This is a genomic window from Mesorhizobium sp. CNPSo 4689 (assembly GCF_057784325.1).
In genome coordinates, this window is the sequence record NZ_JBWLUZ010000030.1 from 16,943 (window position 1) to 37,229 (window position 20,287).

Consider the following 20,287-nt stretch of genomic DNA (forward strand, 5'->3'; position numbering starts at 1 on the left):
CGAAATGTCACCGCAGCGCGCAGAACGCCATCGGACTGCCTCCGCCCGAGACAGAATTAACCAACATGGAAAGGCGGTTGGGTTTGTCACCGATCCGACTCGCATACGATGTTATGGTTGGAAGTCGGGGGACATCCGCAGCGCGCCAGGCGCAAAAGCGAGGACGACAGGATGCCGACCTTAAGCAATGGCAGTGAGCTCACCGTATGGGAAGAACCCGAAAATCCCAATCCGAGCCCTGACGCGGTGCTTTTCAGCATCACGGAAACCGACGGCGACGTGATCGGACCGATAGGGGCGAAGGCGGATTTCCCATTTGGTGGGATCGACCTGGCTTCAATCGATGTCTTCGACGGTTTCTTCACCATCACCAGCTTCACCCACGAGGGCAGGACCGAGATCTGGACGACGGTGGAAACGCAGGTCTTCGACAACGAAGGCAATTTCATCCGCACCCTGTCCGACCAGGCGGCCTACCTGTCGGCCCGGATCGTCTCGATCAACGCCGACGGCCCCGACACCATCACGGTGACATGGATCGGTGCGAACGAATATTTCGGCGGCGAAAACACACAGTACGGCCAGCATCAGATCATCCTGGAAGGCGGCGCGATTCAGCCCGACACCTTCGTCAATCATGCGCCCACGGTGGCCAATCTGAATGTGTCGGTTTCGCAGGGGCAATTTCTCGACGACATCAAGTTCAGCGCGGCGGATGCCGACTACGATCTCCTGAACTTTGCCGTCCTGGACGGGCCCGACCACGGCACCCTTGAGTCGAGCACGAGTTTCGACGGCAATTACTATCCGTTTCACCAAGGTCACGTCGGCACCAGCCTGCATTATCATGCGGGCTTTCTGAGCGACAATCTGTTCGAATACACGCCCGAGGCCGGCTTCGTCGGCACCGACAGCTTTACGGTTTACGCCACCGATGGCCAGGGCAACAGCAATGTGGCGACGATTACGATCACGGTCACACCCCCGGCCGAATCCATCACACTGACCGACGCCACGAACATCGGGAGCTATGCAAGCCACGATCATGCCGTGCTCGTCGCTGCACTGGGCGGTGGCGACCGCGTCAGCGGCACTCCGTTCAATGATGCGCTCGACGGCGGCGCCGGCCACGACCAGCTGTTCGGCGGCGAAGGCACCGACACGATCATCGGCGGTGCGGGCAGCGATTGGCTGAAGGGGGGTGCCGGCAATGACGAGATGAGCGGCGGTGCCGGTGCGGACGGCATCCGCGGCGACACGGGCGACGATGCCCTCGACGGCGGTGCCGGCACCGACGACCTGCGAGGCGGCGCTGGCGACGACATCCTCAATGGCGGTGCCGGCCGCGACCGGCTGGCCGGCGACGCGGGCAGGGATGTCTTCGTGTTCGACGCGCTTGGGCCGGCGAACCACGACAGTATCGACGACTTCAATGCGCTCGACGATATGTTCCAGCTGGACAGTTCCGTATTCGACGGGCTGTCTGCCGGCCCGCTTTTCGCCGCGGTCTTCGCGCTCGGCAACAAAGCCACCGATGACAGCGACCACATCCTTTACGACGACGCGACAGGCGCTCTGCTGTTCGATGTGGACGGGGTGGGCGGAGCGGCGGCCGTCCAGTTCGCCACCGTGCGCCCAGGCATCTCGCTCACCCCGGACGACTTCTTCGTGGTCTAGAGCAACGGATTTCCGTCAGGAATTGCGTAAAAGCAAGGAGTTAGAGGATCGCTGGGGCGCAGTTGCGTGGAACTATCGCCTCTTGTCCTCGACGCAATCCCAGAACAGGCCAGCAATATCCGCGCCACCGAAGCGCTGCACCTCGCGCACGCCGGTCGGCGAGGTCACGTTGATCTCGGTCATGTAGTCGCCGATGACGTCGATGCCGACGAGGATGAAGCCGCGTTCCTTCAGCGACGGGCCGATGCGAGCGCAGATCTCGCGCTCGCGCTCGGTTAGCTCGGTCTTCTCGGCGCGGCCGCCGACATGCATGTTGGAACGCGAATCGTGCTCGGCCGGCACCCGGTTGATGGCGCCCACCGGTTCGCCGTCGATCAGGATGATGCGCTTGTCGCCCTTGCGCACGTCCTTCAGATAGCGCTGCACGATATAGGGCTCGCGGAACATCTGGCCGAACATTTCGAGCAGCGAGGCGAGGTTACGGTCGGCCTCGTGCAGATGGAAGATGCCGGCGCCGCCATTGCCGTAGAGCGGCTTGACGATGATGTCGCCGAACTCCTTGCGGAAGGCGGCGACCTCCAGAGGATCCTTGGTGATCAGCGTTTCCGGCATCAGGTCCGGGAATTCGGTGACGAAGATCTTTTCCGGGCTGTTGCGCACCCAGGCCGGGTCGTTGACGACCAACGTCCCGGGGTGGACGCGCTCGAGAATGTGCGTGGTTGTGATGTAGTTCATGTCGAAGGGCGGATCCTGGCGGAGCAGGATGACGTCCATCTCCGACAGGTCGGTGCGCACCTTCTCGCCCAGTGAATAGTGGTTGCCCTTCTCGTCGCGGACCTGCATTTTCTCGATGCGGGCAAACACCTTGCCGTCGCGCATCGACAGCCGGTCGGGCGTGTAGTGGAACAGCTGGTGGCCGCGCCGCTGCGCCTCCAGCGATAGCGCAAACGACGTGTCGCCGGCGATCGACACCGTCGAAACATGGTCCATCTGGACGGCGATTTTCAAGGGCATCTTGGGTCTCCGGCGCGATCCTGTCGCCGATATAAGGAACTCAGCGGCTTCTGCCAATCAGCCAGAGCCTATCGGTCGAAGACCAGGCGGGAATAGCCGAGGAAGGAAAGCGCCATGGCGACCAGCGAGGCGATCGCGAGCGCCGCAAGCGGCGGCATCGCCGGCAGGGCAAACAGGATCACGCAATAAACGACATAGTTGATGATGCTGGTGGCGATGCCGACGCCGCCATAGCGAGCGCCCTCCGTTGCGATGCCACGGCTCGACGGCGAGAAGGTCAGATGGCGGTTGAACTGCCAGGTGACGGTCAGCGCAAAGCCGATCGAAAGAACGCGGGCGACAAGCGGGCCAAGCGGCGTAACGGCCAGCAGCAGCCACAATGCCGCCGCGTCGGCGACGAAACCGACGCCGCCGGCAAGAATGAAGCGGTAGAGACGGCTCACGGTTCTACGCCGCCCGGGGAGTCTTGCCCGGTGAGGGTTTCAGGGCAGTCTGCCCAGCGGCCCGTTCACGCCGTTCGACGCGGCCGGACGGCATCGACAGATAGAAGATGCGCTTTTGTTCGGCGCGGCCGCGCGATACCGAATCGAGGATCAGCCCGGTCACAACCGAAAGCATCGACAGAAGCAGCAGTCCGACGGACAGCACCCAGGTCGGCATGCGCGGCACGAGGCCGGTTTGCGCGAATTCGATCAGCACCGGCGTCATCAGAAACAGGCTCGACCCCAGGAAGAACATGGCAAAGGCGCCGAAGAAGCGCAGTGGCTGCGTCTCCTTCATCAGCATGGCGAACATCCACAGGATCCTGGCGCCGTCGCGATACGTCGACAGTTTCGACGACGAGCCCTCCGGCCGGCGGCCATAATCAAGCGCGATCTCGCTGACCGGCAGCTTGAGCTGCGAGGCATGCACCGACATTTCGGTCTCGATCTCGAAGCCGCCGGAAACAGCGGGGAAGCTCTTGACGAAACGCCGGGTGAAGACGCGGTAGCCGGAGAAGATGTCGGTGAAATCCGAACCGAACAACCGCTTGTACAGGCTGTTGAAGATGCGGTTGCCGAAGGCATGGCCGGAGCGGCCGGCATCGTCGGTGACGCCGCGCCTGGTGCCCACCACCATGTCGCAGCGCTCGGTCAAAAGCGTGTTGATCAGCTGCGGCGCGTCCTCCGGCGCGTAGGTGCCGTCGCCGTCGGCCATCAGATAGATGTCGGCCTCGATGTCGGCGAACATGCGCCGCACGACATTGCCCTTGCCCTGGCGCGGCTCGCGGATGACGGTGGCGCCGGCCGCGCGGGCTCGCAGCGCCGTCAGATCGCGCGAATTGTTGTCGTAGACATAGATCGCGGCCGAAGGCAGCGCCTCGCGAAACCGCCGCACCACCTCGGCGATCGTCGGCTCCTCATTGTAGCAAGGCAGGAGCACGGCAATATCGGGCTCGTGGCGGACTTCATGCGGCATTTTCGTCTCCGGATGCCATCTGAGGCCCTGGCCGCGCGCAAAACGCCGGCCTCGCTCAGGCGGCTTTACTATTTATTGAAGCCGTTAAGGCTAGGTTTAAGCCGCATTCCTTCCGACAAAGGTCATAACGATGAGCTCAGGCAAGGCCGGCGCTTCCTCCTGGAAGTCCGATTTGATGCTGGCGCTGCTTGCCATGCTGGTGGCGCTGGCCGTCAATGTCGGCACCGGCTTTCGCGAATTGACCGATGCCGGCGGCGACAATGACAATCTGCTGCGTCTGGTCGAGGTCCGCGACCTGCTGAGCGGCCAGGGCTGGTTCGACCTGCACCAGTACCGGATGGGACTGGAAGGCGGCTTCGTCATGCATTGGTCGCGGCTGGTCGACACGCCGATCGCCGCCATAATCCTTGTCGTGCAGGCTTTGACCGGCAGCACCGCTCTTGCCGAAGATGTCGCGCAGATTGCCTGGCCGTCGCTGCTGTTCTTTCTGACCGTGTTCTTCACCACTCGCGCGGCACGCAATGTCGCCGGCGAGAGTGCTGTTTTGCCGTCCGTCGTCGTCGGCGCCGCGGCGTATCATTTCATCGGCATCTATTCGACGGGGGCGCTCGATCATCACAACGTCCAGCTGATGCTGACCATGGCAAGCCTCTGCCTGCTGCTGGAGGCGCCGGTGCGGCGGACCGCAGCGCTTTTCTCCGGACTTTGCGCCGCGCTGACGCTCGCCGTCGGCATGGAAACTGTCCCCTATGTCGCCACCATCGGTGTCTCGGTCGCTTTGCTGTTTGCCGTCGACAGGTCGGGCGAGAGCCGGATCGCCCGGGATTTCGGCCTCGGTTTTGCCGGTGTCTCGGCCTTGGTCTTCATTGCCACCATCCCTTTCTCGGCATGGGGCCAGGCGCAATGCGATGCCTTCTCGACCGTGCAGTTTGTCGTGGCGGCACTTGCCGGAACCGGCCTGGCAGTCATCGCCTCGATCGATGCCGCCGGTCGTAGCTGGCAGCGGCGTCTCGTGTCGCTTGCCCTGCTTGCTGCAGTCATAGCCGCGGTCGTGGTGTCGCTGTTCCCGCAATGCCTGGCAGCTCCCTATGCCAATCTCGATCCGCGCCTCAAGGAATTGTGGCTCGATCACATCGACGAGGCCCAGTCGCTGTTCACGCTTCTCGCCCACGCGCCGGCCCGCGTCGCGGCCCGCTACGCCACGCCGCTGGTGGCCATCGTGCTGATGGCGATCAGCTTTAGCCGCGGCAACTGGCGGCGGCAGGAAAGCCTCGTGGCCGCGCTGCTCGTCGTTGCTTTCGTCGTCAGCGCCTGGCAGGTGCGTGGCTCGACATTCTCGATCGGCTTCGCCGTCATCCCGCTCTCGGCCTGGATCGCCAAATGGCGCCAGCGTGCCGAGGTCAGCCCTTCACGCGGCGTTGTGCTGCGCATGGCCGCAGCCTGGCTGGTGTCGGTGAACGCCGTCTGGACCGGTGCCGCGGCGGCAACCTCGGTGGCGCTCGAATCCAAGAACACTGTGGCCGCCGACAGCGAGACCGACAAGCTGTGCTACCGCATGGCGACCTTTGCGCCGCTCGGTCACATGCCTGATACCACTGTGCTGGCGATCTCCAATCTCGGCGCGCCGATCCTGGCCTATTCGGGACATCGCGTGTTCGCCGGGCCCTATCATCGCAACATCGCCGGCAACCTCTTGGCGCTCGATGCCTTCCTGGGGTCTGCCGACGAAGCGCGCAAGATCGTGGCGGATCATCGCGTCGGCCTGGTCGCGCTTTGCCGCGGCAGCGCGGAAAGCGAGCTCCTGACTGAGAAGGCGCCGCAAGGCTTTCTCGCCGGGCTGATGCACGGCAGCGTGCCGGATTGGCTCGAGCTTGTGGCGGAGACCAAGGGAGCCCCGATCGAACTCTATCGTGTCCGGCAAGGCGCCTGAAGGCATCCGCCCCTGAAAAGTCGGACAATTCATACGATCGGCGGCCTTTTTTCAGCCGGCGAAAAAATCGATTTCGCGATACGTTTCCTAAACGGTTTGCTGCCAGTCTGCGCATAAATTCAGAGGTGCAAACAGGAACACCGATGCAAACGACGTTTGGCACCGGGCAGGCAGCCAAGGAAAACACGGATCTGGCCTTCACGGATGCGCTGACCGGGCTTGGCAACCATCGCCGTTTCTTCGACAAGGTCGACCGCCTGATCAGCGATCGATCAGAGGACCCGGCGCCCTTCACCGTCGGCATCCTCGACCTCGACGGCTTCAAGCCGATCAACGATTTGTTCGGCCACAAGGCCGGCGACGACATCCTGATCCAGGTGGCGATGCGGCTGCGCGCGTCGATGGACAGCTACTCCACGGTTTGCCGCATCGGTGCCGACGAGTTCGCCTATCTCTATCCGATGGTGTTCAGCGAAGAGGCGGCGGCGGAGAAGTCGCGCATGCTGATCGAGATCCTTTCGGCGCCCTATGATGTCGGCGAACGCACCGCCAGGCTTTCGGCCTCGGTTGGCTGCTCGCTGTTCTACTCCGGCGACGAGACCACTGAGATCCTCGTCAACAAGGCCGAAACCGCGCTCTACCATGCCAAGCGCTCGGGCCGTGGCCGGGTCGTCGTCTACACCCGCGAGATGGAGGAAGCCGCCAAGCGCGTCACCCGTATCGAGCAGGCGCTGCGCCGTGCCGTTTCGGCCGGCGAGGTGGAGCCGCATTTCCAGCCCATCGTCGATCTCACCACTCGCCGCACCATCGGCTTCGAGACACTGGCGCGCTGGACCGATCGCGACCTCGGCATGGTGCCGCCGAGCGTCTTTATCCCGATCGCCGAGGAACGCGGCATCATCGGCCCGCTGTCGCAGCTGGTGCTGCGCAAGGCCACCGAGGCCGCCCGCAACTGGCCGAGCGATCTGTTCCTGTCCTTCAACCTGTCGCCGTCGCAGCTTGTCGACCAGAACACCGGCCTGCACATATTGGCAATCCTCGACCGCACCGGGTTCGATCCGCGCCGGCTGGAGATCGAGATCACCGAAACCGGCCTGATGAACGATCCGGCCTCGGCCGAGAAGATCGTCGAGGATCTGCGCCGCGTCGGCATCCGCGTTTCGCTCGACGATTTCGGCACCGGCCAGTCCTCGCTCGGACGCCTGCGCGAGTTCCATTTCGACAAGCTCAAGATCGACCGCGCCTTCGTCTCCTCCATCCTCGACGACCGGCCGTCGGAACACATCATCCGCGCCATTCTCGCCATGTGCGAGGGGCTCGGCATGGACGTGGTCGCCGAGGGCATCGAGGAAGAGGCGCAGGCCGACCGCCTCGTCCAGTTCGGCTGCGCCGGCGGGCAGGGCTATCTGTTCGGCAGGCCGGTCGATGCCGACGCCACGCTCGGCTATCTGCGCGATTCCTATCGCGGTGCCTTGCGCGCCAAGGCGATCTGACGGCGTTTGCCGCCAACGCTTTGCCTATCCGGCGGCCCCGGTGAGGGCGCTCCCTCCATTTTGTCAGACATAAGCGCCAAAATCTGTTTTTCGCCCTTGCTCGCCGGAGATCGCTGGCTAGGATGCGCGCCGTCCATAACGGAGAGAAAAAACATGATGCCATCGGCGCGCTTTGCCGACCTTGAAGGCGCCTCGGTGCTGATCACCGGCGGCGGCTCCGGCATCGGTGCCGCGCTGACCGAAGGCTTCTCCCGGCAGGGCGCGAAGGTCGCCTTCATCGATATCGCCGATGGCCCGAGCACGGCACTTGCCGATCGCATCGAAAACGAGCTTGGCCGGCGGCCGCTCTATCTCAAGACCGATCTGCGTGACGTCGAGGCGCTGCGGGCTTCAGTCGCCAAAGCGGCCGCGGCGCATGGCGATGTCACCGTGCTGATCAACAACGCCGCGCTCGACGACCGCCATGCCGTCGAGGACGTCACCGTCGAGTTCTGGGACAACAACCACGCGGTCAATCTGCGCCCGCATTTCTTTACCGCGCAGGCGGTAGCGCCGGGCATGAAGCGGGCCGGCGGCGGCTCGATCATCAACTTCACCTCGACGTCCTATCTGATCAACCACCCGGACATGCCGGCCTATACGGCCGCCAAGGCCGGCATCCTTGGCCTCACCAAGGGGCTCGCCGGCAAGCTCGGCGCCGACCGCATCCGCGTCAACGCGCTGGCGCCCGGCTGGGTGATCACCGAACGGCAGAAGGAACTCTGGGTCACCGAGCAAGGGCTCGCCGCCCATGTCGCCAAGCAGTGCATCAAGGAGGTCATGCAGCCGGACGACATCGTCGGCACGGTGCTGTTCCTGGCATCCGACGCCTCGCGCATGCTGACCGCGCAGATGCTGATCGTCGATGGAGGCTTCCTGTGAGCGCGCTACCGGCGGTCGCGGCCGTCGACTGGGGCACGACCCGCATGCGGGTCTGGCTGATCGATGAAACAGGCAAGGTTCTTGCTGAGCGTCGCGGCGACGACGGGCTGATCACCGCGCAGCAGAAAGGGTTTTCCCCCATCCTCGAAGGGCATCTGGCGGCTCTCGGTGCGCCGGAAGCACTGCCGGTCATCGTCTGCGGCATGGCCGGCTCCCGCCAGGGCTGGCTCGAGGCGCCCTATGTCACCGTGCCGGCGCCGATCGGCGCCATCCTTGCAGGCGCCGCCCAAATTCCCGGCCAGCGGCGGGATATCCGCATCGTGCCCGGCCTCGCGCAGCGCCTCACCGATGCGCCCGATGTCATGCGCGGCGAGGAAACCCAGCTTGCCGGCTCCGGTTTGCCGGCAAAGGGCCGCCATCTCGTCTGCATGCCGGGCACGCATTCGAAATGGGTCCTGGTCGAGGACGGCGCGGTTGCCGGCTTCGGCACCTGGCCGACCGGCGAATTGTTCTCGGTGCTGGCGGCGCATTCGATTCTGCGCCATTCGCTGGGCGAGCAGCCGAAGCCCGTCGCGCCGGACAACTCGTTCTTCCAGGACTGGTGCCGCACGGCGCTGGCCGAAGGCGGCGATGTCACCTCGAAACTGTTTTCGATCCGCGCCGCCGGCCTGCTGCAAGACCTGAAGCCCGACGATGCCGCCGCCTGCCTGTCCGGCCTGCTGATCGGCGGCGAGATCGCCTCGGCAAAGCGCCGCTACGGCGCCGGTACAGCGCCCGTCGTGCTGGTCGCTTCCGGCGCGCTTGCCATGCTCTATGGAGCAGCGCTCGGCCTTGCCGGACTCGCAGTAAGAGCTGTCGACGCCGACGAGGCGGTGCGGGCCGGCCTGGTCGAGGCCGCGCGCGAAAACGGCATGATCGCCAGAAGTGGAGTTGCAGCGTGACCCGGACCGCACCGTTCCCGAAGGTCAAGCGCGGCCTGGTCGCCATTCTGCGCGGGTTGAAGCCCGAAGAGGCGGTGGCCATCGGCACGGCGGTCTTCGAGGCCGGCATCGAGGCGATCGAGGTACCGCTCAATTCGCCGGACCCGTTTTCGTCGATCGCCGGCATCGCCGAGGCGCTTCCGCCTACCGCGCTGGTCGGCGCCGGCACGGTGCTGACACCGGCCGATGTCGACGGCTTGCACAAGGCCGGCGGCAGGCTGCTGGTCAGCCCCAACGTCGACGCCGATGTGATGCGCCGCGCCATGGACCACGGCATGGTGACAATGCCTGGCGTCTTCACGCCGACCGAAGCCTTCCAGGCCATCCGGCTCGGCGCCTCGGCGCTAAAATTCTTCCCGGCCAGCGTGCTCGGTGCGAGCGGCATCTCGGCCGTCCGCGCGGTGCTGCCGGCGGACACGCTGATCGGTGCCGTCGGCGGCGTCTCGGAAAAAGATTTTGCCGGCTATAAAGCTGTTGGCGTCACTGTCTTTGGCCTCGGCTCCAGCCTGTTCAAGCCGGGCATGCGCGTCGACGAGGTGGCGACCCGCGCCCGTGCCGCGGTGGTGGCCTGGGACATGGCTTTCGGGGGCGCATGATGGACACTGTTTCGGTCTTTTGCGACCACATCTGTCAGCTCGGCGAGGGACCGAGCTATGATCCCGGCACCGATGCTCTGTTCTGGTTCGATATCGTCAATGGCCTGCTGTTGGAGAAGGGCGTTACCTCCGGCGCGCTGAAGATCCATGCGCTAGGCCTGATGGCCAGCGCCATCGCCATCATCGACGACCAGCGCCAGCTGATCGCCACCGAAACCGGCCTGCATGTCCGCGATGTCGCGACCGGCAGCCTGACGCTGCACACGCCGATCGAGGCCGACAATCCGCTCGCCCGTTCCAACGATTCCCGCGTCCATCCCTGCGGCGCCTTCTGGGTCGGCACGATGGGCAAGGGTGAAGAGAAAGGCGCAGGCTCGATCTATTGGTTCTTCAAGGGCGAGTTGCGCAAGCTGTATTCCGACATCACCGTATCGAACTCGATCTGCTTTTCCGAGGACGGAACGGTCGCCTATTACACCGACACCGGCACCGGGCTGCTGATGCGCGTCGCCTGTAACCCGGCGACCGGCCTGCCCGTCGGCGAGCCGAAGGTCTTCGTCGACCATCGCTCGTCCAAGGGCTATGTCGACGGCTCCGTCGTCGACCGCGACGGCGTGCTGTGGAACGCCGTCTGGGGCGGCAAGGCGGTCAAGGCCTATGCGCCCGACGGCACGCTGCTGCGCGAGGTATCGATGCCGGTGACGCAGCCCTCTTGCCCTGCTTTTGTCGGCGCGAAGGCCGACAGGCTGGCGGTGACCTCGGCGTGGAAGGGCAAGGACGACAAGCAGCGCAAGCTCGACCCGCAGGCCGGCATGACCTTCCTGATCGATATTCCCGTCAACGGCCGCTTCGAGCCGCGCGTGCTGATCGCCTGAATCTCCTGATCGGCGGACGCTGTCACGCAACCGTCCGGAGCAGTCGGTTTCGCGAAAGCCGTTGGCAGGCGCCATGCGAAGGTGGGCGCATTGCCCGGGAGCGCGTTGATCAATGTCGAGCCGCCAACCAAAACTGATCCTTGTCCACGAGCCGGAAAAGGCCTGTTTCCATCGGCTCGTCGCCGATGGTCATGCGCCGGAACGCGCCGCCGAGATTTCGTCCTATCTGGCGCAGTCGACCGATCTCGTTCGCGAATTCGATGCGCTTGCCGCCGCCTGCCACAAACGCGGCCTCGCCTTCGTGCCGGTGGCGCTCGACGATGCGACAGGTGTGCTCGCGGGAGCCGATCCCGACACCACGCTGGTATGGACGCTGACCGACGGCATTGCCTATTTCCGCGGCGGCGCGGCCCCTGCGCTGGCGCGGCTGAACGGCCTGGGGACGATCGGCGCCGACGACGCGCTGTTCGCGCTCTGCCAGGACAAGTTCCGCTCCGGCGCCGTGCTCGCCGCGCTCGGCCTGCCGGTGCCGCAGGCCGGCCTGGCGCGCGACGGAAGCTGGCTGGTCGAGCCGCCGGCTTCGGCGGACGGCTGGTTCGTCAAGCCGAACCGTCTCGGTGCCAAGATTGGCATCTGGCCGGATTCCCGCTGCCATGATCTCGGCCACGCGCTGGAGCTTAGCGGGCGTGTTTTTACCGCCTATCGCGATGATGTCGTCGTCCAGCCCTATGTCTCCGGCCGCAATGCTCGCGCCAGTTTCCTTGGGCTGAAGCCGGAGACCGGCGTCGAGGCGCTCGGCATCGCCTTTGTCGATTCAGGTGGCGATTTCCAGACCATGGAAGACAGTCTGGCGCTCTATGGCGAGACCGGCGAGGCGGCGAAGGCGACAGGACGCTATGCCGAACCGGTGCTTGTCCCGGTTGGAGCCAGCCAGCCGGGAGCCGACGCAAAAATCCGCCGTATCGCCGAGAGGCTGATCGTTGGACTTGGCCTGCGCGATGTGTTTTCCATCGATTTCAGGATCGAGGCCGACGACCGCGTCCATCTCATCGAGTTCGAGGTCTGTCCCGGCTTGCCCTGCTTCGATTTTCGCGACTATTGCCGCCAGCAATGGGGCTTGAGCCTGGCCGATGCCATGGCCGAGACGGCGGCGCGCCGGTTGCCTGGCCAGACCGTTTAAACGGCACGGACCTACAAACCCGCCGGGCTTGGTAGCGTGCGGCCGGCTGCGCGCCTTGACGCTTTCTGCCTTGTCTCTAGTGTCGGTCGACGAGGCCCAACGAAGAGCGCGCGATGAATACCAAGCCCGTCAGTTCCGAGACGCTCCATCATCATGTCAGGCGCATGGCTGGACGCCATCCGCATGAGGAGCATCGCGTCGCAACCCCGCTCGAACTTCTGTTCGACCTTACTTTCGTAACAGCTTTCGGCCTTGCCTCATCCCAGCTCGCGCATGCGCTGGCTGAGGGCCACTATGCGGCGGCCCTGCTGGGCTTCGGCTTCGCAAGCTTCGCCATCTGCTGGGCCTGGGTCAATTTCTCATGGTTCTCCTCGGCCTACGACACCGACGACTGGATTTTCCGCCTTGTCACCATGGTGCAAATGATCGGCGTGCTGGTGCTGGCAATCGGCCTGCCGCGCATGTTTGCCTCGATCGAGCATGGCGAACATCTCGACAATTCGGTCATGGTGCTTGGCTACGTCATCATGCGCGTCGCCATGGTGTTCCAGTGGCTACGCGCGGCCAGGCAGGACCCTGATCGGCGCCGGGCCTGCCTGACCTACGCCACAGCGATCTCGGTGGCCCAGGTCGGTTGGGTGGTGCAGATCCTCGCCGATTTCTCGGTCGGCGTCAGCCTTATACTCGCCTGCGTCCTCGCATTGGTCGAATTGGCGGGGCCGGTGATCGCCGAACGCAGGGATGGCGGCACGCCCTGGCATGCCCATCACATCGCCGAGCGTCACAGCCTGTTCGCCATCATCGCGCTGGGCGAGGGTGTCGTCGGCACGCTCGCGTCGCTGTCGGCCGTGGTCGAGGAGCAGGGCTGGACCATGGATGCGGCTCTGGTTTGCATCGCCGGCACCGGGCTGACCTTCGGCATGTGGTGGATCTATTACATACTGCCTTCGGCGCGGATCCTTCATGCCCACCGCGATCGCGCATTCGTGTGGGGTTATGGGCAGATGCTGGTCGTGACCGCCATCGTTGCGACCGGCGCCGGGCTCCACGTCGCGGCCTATTTTATCGAGCACAAGGCTCACATCGGCCCGCTTGCGACGCTGCTTACCGCCGCTATTCCCGTGGGTATCTTCCTGGGGCTGATCTATGCGCTCTACTATTACCTTGTTCCGCGCTTCGATCCGTTTCACATCTGGCTGCTGCTCGCGACCGCGGCGGTCGTCGCGCTCGCCGTTTTCGCCGCGCTTGCCGGCGTCGACATGGCGGTCTGCCTCATCATTCTAATGCTCGCACCGGCCGTGACTGTCGTCGGCTACGAAGCGCTCGGACACCGCCACCAGACGGAAGCGCTCGCAAGCGACGAGCACTGAGGCAATTCGGACCTGGACGTCGATTGCTGGATGGGTCGCGCGCCGGCCAGATATTGGTTGTTGTCAAACGGCTCCGGCCGGTTGTCGGCTAAAAAAGTTCGGGATCATGGTCTGGCGCACGATTCCAGCACGATCGTGTCGCCAGCCGCCTTGCCAAGTTCGCGGCAGCCCTGATCCGTGCACAGCGTCCAGCCTTCGCCGGTCGCGCCGGATGCGGCGAGCACGAGGCGCGGCTGTGGCCCGATCCCGGGCGTGTAGGTCCACCAGCCGTCCCGCAAAACCGCGCCCTCGGGCGGCTCCATGCCTGCGCCGGACCCTTTGACGCGTGCTTCGACGACCTGCAGCCCGGATGGCAGCACGGTCCAGTCTTCCTGCCAGCGCGTCCTTTCCACCGAGTGCGTCCAGGACAGGGTGAAGGCGGCGACAGCGAGCTTGACCGTCTTGCCGGCGGCGAGGATGCAGAGGCTCATGCGGCGCTGGATGCCTGGCGCGCGCGCCAGACATGCCAGCCGATCCACAGCAGAGAGAGCGCCCAGCCGGCCTCGTCGGTGAGCGGAAGTGTCGCGACCAGCAGCACGCCGGCGGCAAAGGCGACCAGGCGTTCCCACCAGACCATGCGCCGGACGACGAAGCCGACGGCGGCCGCACCCCAGAGCACAATGCCCATGCAGGCCTTGACGACGACATAGGCGACTTCGACCGGATAGCCGAACTGCGCGGCGAGCGGGCCGGCATCCTGCAGCATCAGCGCCGGAGTGTAGACCGCCATGAACGGCACGACGAAGCCGGCGATGGCTAGCTTGGTCGCCTGGACGCCGATCTTGAGGCCGCTTTCCTTGGCCATGGGTGCGGCGGCAAAGGCGGCCAGCGCCACCGGCGGGGTAAGGTCGGCCATGATGCCGAAGTAGAAGACGAACATGTGACTGACCAGCAGCGGCACGCCGAGCTCCAACAGTGCCGGTCCGGCCAGCGACGAGGTGATGATGTAATTGGGGATGGTCGGGATGCCCATGCCGAGCACCAGGCAGGTGAGCATGGTCAGCACCAGCGACAGGAACAGATTGTTCTCGCCGATCGAGATGATCCAGCCGATGAAAGTCGAGGCAATGCCGGTCAGCGTCAGCGTGCCGATGACGATGCCGACGATGGCGCAGGCGATGCCGACCGGCAGTGCGTTCTTGGCGCCTTCGGCAAGCGAGTCGACGCATATGGCAAGCGTCTCACGACCGCCCTTGAAGGTGACGCAGGCGACGATGAGCGCGGCGATGACGAGGCTGAGGATATTGACGCCGAACTTCATGAAGGACGCTGCAGCAAGCCCCAGCGCCAGCCAGAAAACGATGCGGAAGGCCAGTGGATCGATCAAGGCAGCCAAAGGCGTGCCGAGGATGAGCACGATGGTCAGCGCCAAGCCCATTGTGCCGGCGAAGATTGGCGTGTAGCCGGCAAACAGAAGATAGACCAGCGCGGCGAGCGGCAGCACCAGCGGCCAATGCTGTCTCACCGCGTCCCAGGGATTGGGCAACTCCGCCTTGGCCATGCCGTGCAGATTCGCCTTGCCGGCCTCCAGATGCACCTGCCAGAAGCAGGCGCCGAAGTAGAGCAGGGCCGGGATGATCGCCGCCTTGACCACCTCGGCATAGGGGATGTTCAGCGTCTCGGCCATGATGAAGGCGACCGCGCCCATCACCGGTGGCATGATCTGGCCGCCCATGGAGGAGGTCGCCTCGACGGCGCCGGCGAAGGCCGAGCGGAAGCCGAAGCGCTTCATCAGCGGGATGGTGAACTGGCCGCTGGCCACCACATTGGCGACGCCGGAGCCGGAGATGGTGCCCATCAGCGCCGAGGACAGCACGCAGACCTGCGCCGGTCCGCCGCGCCACGAGCCGACCAGGCCCAGCGCGAAATCGTTGAACAGGGCGATCATGCCGGCGCGTTCGAGAAAGGCCGCGAAGACGACGAAGATGAAGATATAGGCGGCCGAAACATAGACCGGCGTGCCGTAGATGCCTTCGGTGCCGAAGGCGAAGGTGTCGATCAGCTGGGCGAAATCATAGCCGCGATGGATGAAGGGCGGCGGCAAATGATTGCCGACGAAGCAATAGGCGAGGAAGACGAAAGCGATGACGGCAAGCGGCAGCCCCATCAGCCGCCTAGCGGTCTCGAAAACCAGCACCACCAGCAGCGAACCGACGATCAAGTCGGGCGTGGTGAGGAAGCCGGAACGGCGAATCAAGTCGGCATAGAAAACCCAGTTGTAGAGGCCGGTGCCGAAGCCGAGCAGGCCGAGAACCCAGAAAACGGCTTTCGCCGGCAGGCTGCTGGCGCGCAGATTGGCGATCAGGGCGAAGCCGAGCAACAGCAGGAAGCCGACATGCATGGCACGCACCACCTGGCTGGGCAGGCTGCCATAGGCGGCGACATAGATCTGGAAGACGGAAAAGGCGACGGCGATGAGGAAGGCCGCCTTGCCGGCGAGGCCTTCGCCGAAGCCCGCCGGCAGGACTTCGATGGGCTCTTCGACGGCAGGGGAAAGAACGGTCGGGGTTTCGGTCATTGGCGGGTTCCTGGTGGCATCCCTCCCCCTTGAGGGGAGGGTGCGGAGCGAAGCGAGGCGGGTGGGTCGGTCCGGGCAGCGCGCGGCATGAACCCGACCCCACCCGTCATCCGCCTTCGGCGGCTGTCCACCCTCCCCTCGAGGGGGAGGGAAGGCGCTTACTTCACCAACCCCTTTTCCTTGTAGTAGCGCTCCGCACCCGGATGCAGCGGCACCGGCATGCCGTCGAGCGCCTTGGCCGGGTCGATCGCCTTGGCGGCGGCGTGGGCGGCGGCAAGCTGGTCGAGATGCTCGAACATCAGCTTGGTCATCTGATAGGCGGTCTCGTCCGAGACGTCGGCGCGGGTGACGAGGAAATTGCCGACGGCGGCGGTAGCGACATCCTCGGTCTGACCTTCATAGGTGCCCTTGGGGATAACCACCGAAAGATAGGGCGAGCCGATCTTGGCGACGGCATCCGCCGGCACGGCCACGACGTTGATCGGGACAGAGGTGGCGAGGTCGCGGATCGAGGCGACGCCGAGGCCGGCCGATTGCAGCGTGGCGTCGAGCTGGCGGTTCTTGATCAGCTCGACCGATTCGGCAAAGGGCAAATATTCGACGCGGCCGAGGTCTTCATATTTCAGGCCGGCGGCCGCGAAGATGGCGCGGGCGTTGAGCTCGGTGCCGGAGGCCGGCGCGCCGACCGACAGGCTCTTGCCCTTCAAATCGGCGAGCGTCTTGATGCCGGACTCCTTGCTGGCGACGATCTGGATGTAGTTGGGGTAGATGGCGGCGATTCCGCGCAGCTTATCGAGCTTGCCCGGGAAACCGGCTTCGGTGTTGCCCTCGGCGGCGAGCTTGACGGAGTCGCCGAGCGCGAAGGCGATCTCGCCCTTGCCCTGCTGCAGCAGGTTGAGGTTCTCGACCGAGGCTTTCGTCGCCTGCACCTGGGTGCGGGCGCCCTCGATGCCCTTGCCGTAGATCTCCGACAGCGCGACGCCGAGCGGATAATAGACGCCCGAGGTGCCGCCGGTCAGCACGTTGATGAATTCCTGCGCCCCGGCCGGCACCGCGCCAAGGCCAAGCGACAGCGCCATTGCGCCGACAGCAACAAATTTCGTCCTAAAACTGAACATCACATCCTCCCTGAAATAGTGGTCGTCGTACCGTCTCCCGGCACGAACCGGGGCGAGTTTAGACGGCAGGCGACAAATGCCAACCTGCAATTGCATGCCTTCTATTTGACCATGATCCTTTCCAAAAACCGGCTTCCACTTTTTGGGATCATGGTCTGGGACGAACGGTTGAGTGATGCCACGGTGGGCGCCGGCTTGCGCAGGATGCGACGAAGGCCGAAAGATTTTTCCGGAACCTGTCGAAATCGGCCGAGACCGCACGACATAGGGTCGGCCCGCAACGGAGCGGGCCGTTCGAAAAAGCGGGAGAAGACCATGCGATACATGCTTTTGATCTACAATGACGAAGCCGCGACGGCGAATGCGCCGCGCGAGAGGACCGAGCAGATCCTCGCGGCCTATGGCGCCTATACCGAAGCGTTGAAGACATCAGGCGCATGGCTGGCCGGCGACCGGCTGCGCCCGACCCAGGCGGGCGCCTCGGTGCGGATGGCGGACGGCAAGACCAACGTGCTCGATGGCCCCTATGCCGACACCAAGGAGCAACTTGCCGGCTTCTACATGATCGAAGCGACGGACTTCGACACGGCCAAGAAATGGGCTGAACGGTGTCCGGCAGCCAGCACCGGCACGGTCGAGGTGCGCCCGATCTGGGAAATGACCGAGTACCTGTCTGAGAAATGATCGAAACGCCATGACGAAGCCGAAAGGATTTTCGCGGCGCCTATCGAAATCGGCCGATGTCACGCGACATAGGGTCGGCCAGCAACGAAGCGGCCTTCGAGAAAACGGGAGAAGACCATGCGATACATGCTTTTGATCTACGTCAACGAAGCCGCGATGGCGGCCGCGCCGACCGAGAAGACCTACGAGATCAGCGCGGCCTACGGCGCCTATACCGAGGCGTTGAAGAAGTCCGGCGCCTGGCTCGCCGGCGACCGGCTGAAGCCGACCCAGGCCGCCACTTCGGTGCGGATGGCCAACGGCAAGACCAACGTGCTCGACGGTCCCTATGCCGACACCAAGGAGCAGCTCGCCGGCTTCTACATGATCGAGGCCGAGGACGCCGATGCCGCGATCGCCTGGGCGGCGCGCTGCCCCGCCGCCAGCGCCGGCACGGTCGAGCTGCGGCCGATCTGGGAACAGACCATGTGATGGAAAATGGCCTGGAGATCGCGCGGGCGGCGGCGGAAGCGGCCGCCCGGCAGAGCTACGGCAAGCTGGTCGCCTGGCTCGCCGCTCGCACGCGCGATGTCGCCGGCGCCGAGGACGCGCTGGCCGATGCCTTCGCGGCGGCGCTGGAGCGCTGGCCAAAGGCCGGCGTGCCAGACCGGCCGGAAGCCTGGCTGCTTGCGGTGGCACGGCGGCGCCGGGTCGACGCGATCCGGCGGCGGCTGACCGGCGAGGCGGCCCGCGACCATCTCAGGCTGGTCGCCGAGGAAATGGAGGCGAACATGAATGACGACGAGCTGCCCGACGAGCGTCTGCGGCTGATGTTTGCCTGCGCCCATCCGGCGATCGAACCCGGCGTACGCGCGCCGCTGATCCTGCAGACCATCCTCGGCTTCGATGCGGCGACGATCGCCTCGGCATTTCTGGTGTCGCCGGCAACGATGAGCCAGCGCCTGGTGCGCGCCAAGAGCCGCATCCGCGAGACTGGCATACCCTTCCGCGTGCCCGAACGGGCCGAGCTTGGCGAGCGGCTCGACGCGGTATTGGAAGCGATCTATGCGGCCTTCGCGGAAGGCTGGTCCGATCCGGCCGGCACCGAGACGCAGCGGCGCAACCTCGCCACCGAAGGCATCTGGCTCGGCCGGCTGGTGGCCTCGCTGATGCCGGAGGAACCCGAAGCGCTGGGCCTGCTTTCGCTGATGCTGTTCGCCGAGGCCCGCCGCGCGGCGCGGCGCAGCCCCGAAGGCGATTTCGTGCCGCTTGCCGAACAGGACATCGCGCTGTGGGACGACATGCTGATCGACGAGGCGGAAGCGCTGCTCGGGCGCGCCGCGGCCAAGGCGGTGATCGGCCGCTACCAGCTCGAGGCCGCCGTGCAATCGGCGCATACGGCGCGGCGGCGGAACGGCCGCACCGACTGGGCGGCGATCCGCCAGCTCTACGACGCCCTGCTGGCGATTGCCGGCTCGCCAGTGGTGGCGATCAACCGCGCCGTGGCGATTGCCGAGGCCGAGGGCGCTGCAGCGGGATTGGCAGCACTATACGTGCTGGGTGACGACAAGCGGCTTGCCGACTACCAGCCCTATTGGGCGGCGCGTGCGGGCCTGCTGGCCAGGCTCGGCAACACCAGCCAAGCCGTCGAGGCCTACGACCAGGCGATCGGTCTGGAACGCGACCCGGCCGTGCGTCGCTTCCTGCAGCAACGGCGCGCGGAACTCGGCAACGACGCGACGAAGCACTGAGTCTTCAGTGCGGCTCAGGCCGGCCACATGTCATGCGCAGCGTTCAGCTTCCGCATCAACTCATGATCGCGCAACCTGGCCCACAGCCGCTCGATATCAGGCCAGGCGGCGCGAGCTTTCTCGACCTCGGGGTGCCAGGCCACCAGCATGAGATAGATATCGGCCACCGAAAGCCGCTCGCCAACCAGCCAGTCGCGGCCAGCAAGAGCCTTGTCGAGGATAGCAAAGCCGCGATCCATCTCGGCGACCGCTGCCTGCTTCACTGCTTTCACCCCCTCCGCGTCGACCGTGTAGCGATGGGCGTAGTAGAGCCGCAGAATCGCCGGATAGACCGCCGCCGAGATGAAAGCCATCCAGCGCAGGAAGTCGGCGCGGGCGGGCGAACCGGCGGCCGGAGCCAAGCCCGCCTCCGGGTGGCGCTCGGCGAGCAGGATGCAGGTCGCCGCCGATTCGGTGATCGAGCTGCCGTCCGGCAAGGTCAGCACCGGAACCTGGTTCAGAGGGCTGATGTCGGGGAAGGCCGGATCTGGCGGGTCCTTCTTCGGCACGTCGATCTGGTCGAACGGAGCGCCGGCTAGAGCCAGCGCTGCCTCGACGACGAAGCCGCCGCTGCCGGGGCGTGTGTAGAGCTTGTACATGAGGTCCCTCCGCCAGCCCGAATCTGGCCGGCGGCGATTTGAACCGGAAGCAGCGCGCCGCTCAAG

The 20,287-nt window shown here is 65.1% G+C and carries 19 protein-coding genes; 12 read left to right on the forward strand and 7 right to left on the reverse strand.

Translation table 11 applies throughout. From position 1 onward, the window contains the following. Positions 1–171: 171 nt before the first annotated feature. Positions 172–1,677, forward strand: a complete 1,506-nt coding sequence (locus AC04SI_RS26555; protein ID WP_404282083.1) for an Ig-like domain-containing protein — start codon at positions 172–174, stop codon at positions 1,675–1,677. A gap of 72 nt (positions 1,678–1,749) precedes the next feature. On the opposite strand, the gene gshB is transcribed toward AC04SI_RS26555, so the two are convergent. The 3 genes from gshB to AC04SI_RS26570 all read right to left on the reverse strand — a co-directional run bounded on the left by gshB (position 1,750) and on the right by AC04SI_RS26570 (position 4,149). Next, on the reverse strand, positions 1,750–2,691 hold the full coding sequence (gene gshB, locus AC04SI_RS26560) for a glutathione synthase (RefSeq protein WP_404282085.1): 942 nt from the start codon (positions 2,689–2,691) through the stop codon (positions 1,750–1,752). Positions 2,692–2,759: 68 nt separating this feature from the next. After that, on the reverse strand, positions 2,760–3,134 hold the full coding sequence (locus AC04SI_RS26565; protein WP_404282087.1) for a GtrA family protein: 375 nt from the start codon (positions 3,132–3,134) through the stop codon (positions 2,760–2,762). Between the two features lie 4 nt (positions 3,135–3,138). After that, entirely contained in the window at positions 3,139–4,149 is a 1,011-nt protein-coding gene (locus AC04SI_RS26570; RefSeq protein WP_404282089.1) for a glycosyltransferase, read from the reverse strand. A 130-nt stretch (positions 4,150–4,279) separates the two neighbouring features. Between AC04SI_RS26570 and AC04SI_RS26575 the strand changes: the two genes are divergently transcribed. The 8 genes from AC04SI_RS26575 to AC04SI_RS26610 all read left to right on the forward strand — a co-directional run bounded on the left by AC04SI_RS26575 (position 4,280) and on the right by AC04SI_RS26610 (position 13,494). Continuing rightward, positions 4,280–6,079: a GtrA family protein gene (locus AC04SI_RS26575; protein ID WP_404282091.1), complete on the forward strand. Its 1,800-nt coding sequence runs from the start codon at positions 4,280–4,282 to the stop codon at positions 6,077–6,079. A 143-nt stretch (positions 6,080–6,222) separates the two neighbouring features. Further along, positions 6,223–7,572, forward strand: coding sequence for a putative bifunctional diguanylate cyclase/phosphodiesterase (locus tag AC04SI_RS26580; protein WP_404282093.1), 1,350 nt, complete (start codon positions 6,223–6,225; stop codon positions 7,570–7,572). A 153-nt stretch (positions 7,573–7,725) separates the two neighbouring features. Further along, complete coding sequence (locus tag AC04SI_RS26585) at positions 7,726–8,493, forward strand: SDR family NAD(P)-dependent oxidoreductase (RefSeq protein WP_404282095.1); 768 nt, start codon at positions 7,726–7,728, stop codon at positions 8,491–8,493. Beyond that, positions 8,490–9,434, forward strand: a complete 945-nt coding sequence (locus tag AC04SI_RS26590) for a 2-dehydro-3-deoxygalactonokinase (RefSeq protein ID WP_404282097.1) — start codon at positions 8,490–8,492, stop codon at positions 9,432–9,434. Before AC04SI_RS26585 ends, AC04SI_RS26590 begins: the two co-directional genes overlap by 4 nt. Beyond that, positions 9,431–10,069 carry a 2-dehydro-3-deoxy-6-phosphogalactonate aldolase gene (locus AC04SI_RS26595; protein WP_404282099.1) on the forward strand — a complete coding sequence of 213 codons (639 nt, stop codon included), beginning with the start codon at positions 9,431–9,433 and terminating at the stop codon, positions 10,067–10,069. The genes AC04SI_RS26590 and AC04SI_RS26595 overlap by 4 nt, the downstream gene beginning before the upstream one ends. After that, entirely contained in the window at positions 10,069–10,944 is an 876-nt protein-coding gene (locus AC04SI_RS26600; RefSeq protein WP_404282101.1) for an SMP-30/gluconolactonase/LRE family protein, read from the forward strand. The genes AC04SI_RS26595 and AC04SI_RS26600 overlap by 1 nt, the downstream gene beginning before the upstream one ends. Positions 10,945–11,056: 112 nt before the next feature. Continuing rightward, positions 11,057–12,124: a D-alanine--D-alanine ligase family protein gene (locus AC04SI_RS26605; RefSeq protein ID WP_404282103.1), complete on the forward strand. Its 1,068-nt coding sequence runs from the start codon at positions 11,057–11,059 to the stop codon at positions 12,122–12,124. A 113-nt stretch (positions 12,125–12,237) separates the two neighbouring features. After that, complete coding sequence (locus AC04SI_RS26610; protein WP_404282105.1) at positions 12,238–13,494, forward strand: low temperature requirement protein A; 1,257 nt, start codon at positions 12,238–12,240, stop codon at positions 13,492–13,494. 104 nt (positions 13,495–13,598) lie between these two features. Here the strand turns inward: AC04SI_RS26610 and AC04SI_RS26615 are convergent, their stop codons facing one another. From AC04SI_RS26615 to AC04SI_RS26625, 3 genes are all read right to left on the reverse strand, one after another. Beyond that, entirely contained in the window at positions 13,599–13,964 is a 366-nt protein-coding gene (locus AC04SI_RS26615; protein ID WP_404282107.1) for a DUF1850 domain-containing protein, read from the reverse strand. Further along, the gene (locus tag AC04SI_RS26620) at positions 13,961–16,051 is read right to left on the reverse strand and encodes a TRAP transporter permease (protein ID WP_404282109.1); all 2,091 of its coding nucleotides are present in this window, start codon (positions 16,049–16,051) and stop codon (positions 13,961–13,963) included. The genes AC04SI_RS26615 and AC04SI_RS26620 overlap by 4 nt, the downstream gene beginning before the upstream one ends. 158 nt (positions 16,052–16,209) lie before the next feature. Continuing rightward, positions 16,210–17,169 (reverse strand): TAXI family TRAP transporter solute-binding subunit, encoded by a 960-nt coding sequence (locus AC04SI_RS26625; protein WP_404282110.1) that lies wholly within the window; start codon positions 17,167–17,169, stop codon positions 16,210–16,212. Positions 17,170–17,484: 315 nt separating this feature from the next. Here AC04SI_RS26625 and AC04SI_RS26630 point away from each other — a divergent pair, with 315 nt between their 5' ends. From AC04SI_RS26630 to AC04SI_RS26640, 3 genes are all read left to right on the forward strand, one after another. After that, a complete protein-coding gene (locus AC04SI_RS26630; RefSeq protein WP_404282112.1) occupies positions 17,485–17,853 on the forward strand; it encodes a YciI family protein in 369 nt (122 codons plus the stop codon). Between the two features lie 117 nt (positions 17,854–17,970). After that, positions 17,971–18,324, forward strand: coding sequence for a YciI family protein (locus AC04SI_RS26635; RefSeq protein WP_404282113.1), 354 nt, complete (start codon positions 17,971–17,973; stop codon positions 18,322–18,324). Continuing rightward, complete coding sequence (locus tag AC04SI_RS26640) at positions 18,324–19,583, forward strand: RNA polymerase sigma factor (protein WP_404282115.1); 1,260 nt, start codon at positions 18,324–18,326, stop codon at positions 19,581–19,583. The genes AC04SI_RS26635 and AC04SI_RS26640 overlap by 1 nt, the downstream gene beginning before the upstream one ends. A 14-nt stretch (positions 19,584–19,597) precedes the next feature. Here the strand turns inward: AC04SI_RS26640 and AC04SI_RS26645 are convergent, their stop codons facing one another. After that, on the reverse strand, positions 19,598–20,221 hold the full coding sequence (locus tag AC04SI_RS26645) for a glutathione S-transferase family protein (RefSeq protein WP_488475219.1): 624 nt from the start codon (positions 20,219–20,221) through the stop codon (positions 19,598–19,600). Between the last annotated feature and the right edge of the window lie 66 nt (positions 20,222–20,287).